The organism is Shewanella sp. S1-49-MNA-CIBAN-0167, assembly GCF_040310145.1.
Classification (GTDB): domain Bacteria; phylum Pseudomonadota; class Gammaproteobacteria; order Enterobacterales; family Shewanellaceae; genus Shewanella; species Shewanella psychromarinicola.
This window is the reverse complement of record NZ_JBEOPO010000004.1, coordinates 140,666-146,908: the sequence shown is the minus strand read 5'-3', so window position 1 is coordinate 146,908 and position 6,243 is coordinate 140,666. Positions and strand designations below refer to the sequence as shown.

Annotated in this window: 5 protein-coding genes and 2 pseudogenes; 3 read left to right on the top strand and 4 right to left on the bottom strand. The window is 43.5% G+C overall.

The window, feature by feature from the left end:
• Window positions 1-241: 241 nt before the first annotated feature.
• Window positions 242-733 (bottom strand): DUF1097 domain-containing protein, encoded by a 492-nt coding sequence (locus AAEZ00_RS03260; RefSeq protein ID WP_124014346.1) that lies wholly within the window; start codon window positions 731-733, stop codon window positions 242-244.
• A gap of 718 nt (window positions 734-1,451) precedes the next feature.
• Between AAEZ00_RS03260 and AAEZ00_RS03255 the strand changes: the two genes are divergently transcribed.
• On the top strand, window positions 1,452-2,153 hold the full coding sequence (locus AAEZ00_RS03255) for a CPBP family glutamic-type intramembrane protease (RefSeq protein WP_124013490.1): 702 nt from the start codon (window positions 1,452-1,454) through the stop codon (window positions 2,151-2,153).
• 369 nt (window positions 2,154-2,522) lie between these two features.
• Here the strand turns inward: AAEZ00_RS03255 and AAEZ00_RS03250 are convergent, their stop codons facing one another.
• Window positions 2,523-2,774: a hypothetical protein gene (locus AAEZ00_RS03250; protein ID WP_124013491.1), complete on the bottom strand. Its 252-nt coding sequence runs from the start codon at window positions 2,772-2,774 to the stop codon at window positions 2,523-2,525.
• A 416-nt stretch (window positions 2,775-3,190) separates the two neighbouring features.
• Between AAEZ00_RS03250 and AAEZ00_RS03245 the strand changes: the two genes are divergently transcribed.
• Window positions 3,191-3,847 carry a class I SAM-dependent methyltransferase gene (locus AAEZ00_RS03245; RefSeq protein ID WP_164839403.1) on the top strand — a complete coding sequence of 219 codons (657 nt, stop codon included), beginning with the start codon at window positions 3,191-3,193 and terminating at the stop codon, window positions 3,845-3,847.
• Here the strand turns inward: AAEZ00_RS03245 and AAEZ00_RS03240 are convergent.
• Window positions 3,806-3,913 (bottom strand): annotated as a pseudogene (locus AAEZ00_RS03240) (DUF1924 domain-containing protein); the annotation flags it as partial. The gene AAEZ00_RS03245 and the pseudogene AAEZ00_RS03240 sit on opposite strands and share 42 nt — an antisense overlap.
• Window positions 3,907-4,089 (bottom strand): annotated as a pseudogene (locus AAEZ00_RS03235) (cytochrome b/b6 domain-containing protein); the annotation flags it as partial. The pseudogenes AAEZ00_RS03235 and AAEZ00_RS03240, both read right to left, overlap by 7 nt.
• A 286-nt stretch (window positions 4,090-4,375) precedes the next feature.
• Here AAEZ00_RS03235 and AAEZ00_RS03230 point away from each other — a divergent pair.
• Window positions 4,376-6,202, top strand: a complete 1,827-nt coding sequence (locus tag AAEZ00_RS03230) for a thiamine pyrophosphate-binding protein (RefSeq protein ID WP_124013493.1) — start codon at window positions 4,376-4,378, stop codon at window positions 6,200-6,202.
• The last annotated feature ends 41 nt before the right edge of the window (window positions 6,203-6,243 follow it).

Sequence of the window (6,243 nt, the reverse complement as noted above, 5' to 3'; positions counted from 1 at the left end):
AATAGTGCTGAAGGCTATCGCAATCAAAGCTAAAAGCAGTTATGTTAATTCATAATAAAATGGGTGGCTATGTTTTGAAAGCAGTTATGTTAATTCATAATAAAATGGGTGGCTATGTTTTGATATGTTTTGATGTTGCTATGTTTTGATGTTTTATAAAATGGGCGGCATGTTTTGTTCTAAGTCTCTAGTGCCTCGTTCAACGTTTGTGTCAGACTCGATTGAGGCATCGAATCTGTGCTTAGATTTCTTTTACGGTTTCATCTTTCAACGATTCAGCTGTTTTAGCCGTTAACGTTATCAATAAGCCGGTTAGTAGGCTCATGCTATAGCCTAGCGCTGCGCCTATAACTAGAGGTGGAATAATTGCTGCGATATCAGCATTTAACGCGAATGTAATACAACAACCAATAAACGTGCCGGGAATAAAAGCGAAGTTTTTATTACTGGCTTGTAAGCACATCATTGCAGTGACAATACCCGTTAATGCATAGCTTATTATTGGCGAACCCAGTACACCACTCCCCGCAATAATTAACCATCCCCAGAATACACCTGAAAGATTGGTCATCATCGCCATCATCATCCCTTTAGCGCCAGATTCAGTTTGAGCAAAAAAAGTACTGCAACCGAGAAAGCCAACCCATGTCACTAGATGAAACACATCAGCAAGACCAGCCCAAATAGCCGCTAATAAACCCGCAGAAATTGCAATTTGCCAACGATGCGCCATTGTTGCTTCTCAATATATAAATTTAGAACTGTGAGTTCTAAATTTAGCACAATAAACGAAAATTATGCAGTGTAGCCTTGTAAAACGCGATCAAGTTCGCAAATAATCGCAACTGCTAATGAAACCAAACGTTATGGAACTCGATAAGTGAGTGGCTTATTTGGCTATTGATTCATCTACTTCGTATGTCGGTTAGCGGTTAAATCGTCGTGCGCTTGCAAGTAAAAGGATGCCAACACATATAGAGGCACTCTTGTTGCGAATTCTTTTAAAATAAATAATGTTGCCTGACGCTTTCTAATCCTTTCGAATATCAGTGGCACCTCGACTCAATGGATTTAGGATATGGAGCGACCCAGAAGGCCAAATTTGAGACATTTATCGGCTATCCCACACATAATTAGAGCATCATCTAGAGACAAATAATGTAGACAGCCACTATTAACACGTCGCAATAGTCACTTTCGTCAACTTAAAACGTTATCGTCAGAAGAATGGGTGGCATTTTTAAGAAGTCGTGGCATTCTTAGGCGTCCATTCGTTAGACGAATATCGTCAGAAGAATGGGTGGCATTTTTAAGAAGTCGTGGCATTCTTAGGCGTCCATTCGTTAGATGAATGGGTGGCATTCAAGGGAGCCCACATAAGATATTGTGGCGTCAATTGCTAAAGCAGCCCTAAAAAATGCTCTAAAAAAGCATAAAAGGAAATAACAAACATGTCACACCAAGACCAGATCCTTAGCGCCAAAATGGCGGCTCCGTTCTGCATATTATTAATAGTAATATTACTGTTACAGGTGGTTGGTGTGTATGTCAGCAATAATTTTTTAGCGTCGGGAGGCTTTAAAGGTTATTGGGTTTTAAGCCGATTAGTCTTTCCTTTTGTTCTGGTTTTTTTGCTGGCGATACCGTTAAAACAACTGTATTTCTCTAAACCTACAATTAATCGTGAAAACCTGCTGCTTATGGCTGTCTTTTTTGGTCTTCTGCTTTGTTTATTTATTTATCTACAATTTTTTGCCGCAGATTATTTCTCTCACTATCGCCATGGACGTTCTTTAGAGGATCTCAGAGAAGCGGGTAAGTTTCAGCGTTTTCTCATTTTTACCGCATCGACCATCATAGGCTGGGAAGTCCTCCACCGAGGATTTTTATTGGGCGGTGGCCAATATTGTTTAACCAAGCATTACAAACTTAATCCAATGGCGGCAGCGATTATAATGACCATTATCGTGTGCATCTTCGAAGTATTATTCCACATAAAAAAACCTATCTACGAAGCCATCGGCATGATCATCGCCTCGCCTTTATTATCCTATTTAACCATTAAGACTCGCAGTTTATGGCCTGCGTTAACGTTTCATTTATTGATTGAGTTAGCATTTGGCTTTTCCGCGTTCTATTACTCGGTCAATTAATCACTGATTAATCACTCCATAAATAAAATAGCCGTAATAAACATGTCATATATGGACGCTGTCGATGAGTCAGGGCAATCGTCTACTCCTCGAAGGCTGTTGGCCTTAGTTTTCTATTCAATTGCTTCACTTTTATCATTGCTTTTGATGCGACTCATGTCCCCCTAAAAAATGGCTGATGGTGATTATTTGCTTGATTGTGGTGGCATAAAGCAGTGTTTGCCATTATCGGGGGTTAGTATACTCACTGGCGCGGGGATGATGAGCCTTTTGCAACAAGGTGGCCGTTTTTACTCATATTCACATTGAGACCCACACTCGCCATGGATAGATCCGCAGTAGTGTCATTGTTACTGATGATGCTAGGAATTATTTAAACGTGACTTTTCCACCCACCATTTTAAAGGCTGGCGCGCCGCGGACTAAAGTCTCTCGGGCAAATACCTGGCCGCATTCAGGGCAAGTGCAGGGGACTTTGGTGTTGTTTTCGACAATACGCTCCTTGAAGCATTTGATTAAGGCGCCTTTACCTCCCTTGCGATACTTAAACAGCTGGGTTTTACACTTAGCGCAGAAGATGTCGACGGTTCGGGAAGGTCCTTTCTTATTCGGTTTTGCCATATTGTAGTTTACTTTAAGCTGTGTAAGTTCTTATGCCCATCGTAATAAAAACAGCGGGATTAGGCTAAAGTTAGCTATCATTTTTTAATGACAAGATCTGCTATTGGTTTGAACTGTGATCGACTGGATCGGATCTCGGTGTTAAATAAACGGTACCAATCCCCTCAGTTAATAAAGTGCGCGGGAGTTATAATTCCGAACCAGAAGGCCACTACACTGGTTACGGTTAAGGCTGGATTCAAGAAATAAGGGCAATATAGGCATATAGATACATATTGAGCCGAGGGGAAATAGCCGATGAGGTTTACATTGCGCGCTAACCATAATATACATTCGCGCCCTATAGCCGCTGAAGCTCGCGCGGTTTATATTGAACGTTCGACATGTAAATCTCAAATTATAGAGAGGTTTTACCTTTGAGTTTTTATGAAAACAATATTCTTCCACACATTATCAATTGCGCTTGTTCTTCAAGTGTCATAATGGAACTTAGGCAAAAAGTCGTTCCTTTAGCTTATGGCAATGTGTTAGAGGTTGGTATGGGGTCTGCTGTTAACATGACTTTATATAATCCTATGAAAGTAAACATGATATGGGGGCTTGAACCTTCTCTTGGAATGCGTAAAAAAGCGCTAAAAAATCTAGCTAAATCCCCTATTCAGGTTGAGTGGCTAAGTCTCCCCGGTGAACAAATTCCGCTTGATGATCATTGTGTTGACTCAGTCGTGTTAACGTACACGCTTTGCACTATTGCTGATTGGCGTGCCGCAATGAAGCAAATACACAGAGTATTAAAGCCCGATGGTAAAATTCTTTTCTGTGAGCATGGTCAAGCTCCTGATGACTCAATTAAAAAATGGCAAAATCGTTTAAATCGTTTATGGGGTAACGCCTTTGGTGGCTGTAATTTAAATAGGCCTATGATTGAAAATATACAAAGCAGCGGGTTCACTATCGATTGGTTTGAAAGTAATTATATAAAGGGAATGCCGAAGTTTGCATCTTATATTAGCTGTGGCGTAGCGACTAAAGTTACGAGTGAACCATTTTTCTATTTTGGCACTGTCGGTTAAGCGATCGATGGTAATGGACTGTGCCATGGGGTCGATTGCTTTGCGGGTCTTTTGATGCATCCCCATAACAGGCGAAAAACTAATAAGATTAAGATGCTGTAACCCGCGTAGCTGTGAATGGTCATCCACTCATCTTCGCCCTCGGTTAAATAGGCTAGAGTAAAAAAACCAACGTGTGACCAATGGAATATGCGGATCAACACATCCCAGACGTTAATGGTGTGCAAGTTATTTAATGGCATGATGTGACGCGCCTAATTGTGGTTTAGGAGTAGGTTACTTAACCCAAACTTAAACCTCGCTTAAATTTTCAATGGGTCACTTGGTTTGAGCTGCGGTGAAATGAGTTGTTCTAGTGGTGTGGCCGATTGGCCATTGGGAGAGGATTAGCAAAATGGGTTGCTTGGTTATGGGGAGGGCGTTGTGACAACCGCATCTGCAGGGCAATTTTATAAAGCTGATCTCGATCAATACATGATCTAGCACTTGCGCTTAGTCTAAGGCCATTAACGACTATAGGAGCGTAATGTGACCTCATCGATTCAACACAATTTTGGCAAGCAGTACCATGACAGCTTGCCACAACTAGGACATAGCCTTGCCCAGTTATTGCAATTTTTTGGGGCGAAGCGGCTCTATGGTGTGGGTGGCGATTTTGTCGCCAACCTTATTAATGCACTTGAGCCGAGCCTTACTGTGCTGCCCTCAAGTAATGAGATGCACGCAGGCTTTAGCGCATGTGCTCAAGCCGAGGTAGCAGGCCTTGGTGTCTGCCTTACAACATACACAGTCGGCAGCTTACCCTGTATTTCTGCCGCGGCCCTAGCCCGCACCGAAGGCTTACCTGTTATTTTTATATCCGGTGCTCCTGGGGAGAATGAAATCGCCCAGCATTCCTTGCACCATACTGTGCATCCTCATACCGCGTGGAATACGGATCTCAATGCTGCCCTCAATGCGTTTAAAGCCCTAGGTATTCGCGCAGAGCGACTGCAAGGACAGCGTCATACTGGTCAGCCTAATATTGCCGCTGAGCAATGCTTAGCATTAATGACTCATGCTTATTTACATCGCCAACCTGTGTATATCGAGATCCCCAGGGATCTGGTGCAGCAACCGACCCAAGCCTTGTCTTTACCCCCAAGTCTGGATTCTCTCCAAGGACAACACCTTAATTTGAGCGGCGCTGAACTTATCGCCGCGAACATACTCGATAAGCTGAGCAAATCTAAGGCTCCCTTACTGTTTCTTGGGGAAAAGTTGCGCCTTAATCCCGATCTATTGGCAAGATTGGTCAAGCTATGTCATCAGTTGCAACTACCCTATGCCGTCACTTGGTTTGCCAAGGGTATGGTCGATGAAAGTGATCCTCTCTGTCTTGGCTGCTATAACGGCGTATTCAGCCACACCCCAGGTAAAATCTACATTGAAACCATCGCCGATTATGTGTTGGAAATAGGCACAGCTATTTTTCCATCCGACACCAACAATGCCTTTGGCAGCCAGACTCATGCCATAGACAAGCACCAGAATAAGACGATGTTAAAGGGCACTGCTCACCGGGAGCAAGACATCATCGCCGTCGTCACCCTGCTAGAGTTGGGGCTGCAGCACAGGCTAGAAGCCACAACAAAACAACCTCAACTATCACCGCAGGCTGCGCCGCAAGATGCTGTTGCCGTTATGGGAGAAAACATTGAAGCCCAGCAGAGCCTAAGCTATGCCAATTTGGCAAAGGTGATCAATGTAGCTCAAGCCACTTTGCCTCAGCCCTATGTATTTATTCCTGAAATAGGCAATGCCTTCTTCGCCAGCTTCGAGCTTAATACCTTAAGCACTGAACTTGGACGCAGTTTTTTGGCCAATCCTTGGTATGCCGCCATGGGCACAAGCCTTCCCTATGCCAGAGCGGTAGCCGATGAACTCGCTTACATTGGCAGTCAAGTGCCTATTTTGGTTATCACAGGTGATGGCGGGTTTAATTTTCAGGCTAATGAGTTGATTAATTTGCAGAAACAGCATGCCAATGTCACGATACTTTACATGCGAAACAATGTGTTTCATTTAGGCAAAGCAGGCAATGCGCCCATATATCACTGCAATGCAGAAGGTTTTGATCCTAAGTTGTTGATCCAAGCTTACGGCGGGCAGGGCCATTATTGTCAGACTCAGGCACAGCTGATACAGACCCTACAACAAACAGCCACAGGCGGGCTGCATTTGATCGAAATCCCCACATCTGTAGAAACTCAATGCCAGAGTGATATCAGCCGTAAACTGAATAGCTATATTGGTTTTAAAAATGGCGACCCTGTTGCTAGCGCCCAATGGCAGGCGCTTTGCGATCAGGCATAGTGGCAGTAAAATAGCGCCAGATGAGTGGGCGGCAGGGTGAC

What these genes read in the sequence shown, in the direction of transcription:
- AAEZ00_RS03260 (WP_124014346.1), bottom strand. Translation starts at nt 733, where the DNA reads ATGGCGCATCGTTGGCAAATTGCAATTTCTGCGGGTTTATTAGCGGCT.
- AAEZ00_RS03255 (WP_124013490.1), top strand. Translation starts at nt 1,452, where the DNA reads ATGTCACACCAAGACCAGATCCTTAGCGCCAAAATGGCGGCTCCGTTC.
- AAEZ00_RS03250 (WP_124013491.1), bottom strand. Translation starts at nt 2,774, where the DNA reads ATGGCAAAACCGAATAAGAAAGGACCTTCCCGAACCGTCGACATCTTC.